This window comes from Vibrio sp. Y176, assembly GCF_033438945.1.
In genome coordinates, this window is sequence record NZ_JAWOQS010000348.1 from 1 (window position 1) to 800 (window position 800).

At 39.0% G+C, this 800-nt stretch carries 1 protein-coding gene; it reads left to right on the forward strand.

The annotated features are described in order from the left end of the window. The first annotated feature begins 128 nt into the window (after positions 1-128). Entirely contained in the window at positions 129-683 is a 555-nt protein-coding gene (locus R7O13_RS25990) for a hypothetical protein (protein ID WP_318305089.1), read from the forward strand. Positions 684-800 lie beyond the last annotated feature (117 nt).

The following is an 800-nucleotide window of genomic DNA, read 5'->3' on the forward strand; positions in this document are numbered from 1 at the left end:
ACTTAACGCGGCGTTAGCAGTGCTAGCGTAAAAAGGAGTTTGATGCGATACATATATAATCATGATAAGACTAGAGGCTTGGTTTTGATAAAATATACTTTCCGTTCTGATTTAGAGTGATTTTGTTCATGAACAACGTAAAAAATAGAACATCTCAAGAGCTAGTAGATTTTGGTCTTTTCTATACCGCAAAAGAGTTTTACGAGGCTGCGAAACTAATTAAAAGTAACACGTTTGTACGCAGACCGTATCATGTTCTCCTGTCATTCTCGATAGAACTGTTACTTAAGAGTATTAAAACTACAATTGTTTGGTCTGGCTCTACTGCCTCTCAAGTAAAACATACGGAAGGTCATGCTTTAGTAAAGATATTTAATTCAATCGAGCAAGAACACCCTAAAGATGCTGAGTACTTAGTGCAAAAATATGCTTCAAAGTATGGATGCTCGTTAAAGCATGATTTGGAGCTAAATTCTGAAGTTTTCACCAAGCAAAGATACCCTTACCATAGGAGTGGTGATATCCCGTCCATGTCCAAAGTTAGTATTGACGGCTTTGATGTCCAGTATGGGAATGATATTGCCGTATACGTCGATGAACTGGAGAGAGTTGCGGCTTTTTTACACGATGAATTGATTGTCTATTTCCCAGGTTTGTTCGACAAGGTAGAAAAGCACAGCTAACAAACTGTTTAAGAGTGATTCGCAACGCATGGCATTTTTACTATGCATTGCGTTTAGTGTTTAAGGTGGTGTGCGGGAGCTCGGTATTGCGTTGCTCACACCTTAACAGGGCGTTAT

What these genes read in the sequence shown, in the direction of transcription:
- R7O13_RS25990 (WP_318305089.1), top strand. Translation starts at nt 129, where the DNA reads ATGAACAACGTAAAAAATAGAACATCTCAAGAGCTAGTAGATTTTGGT.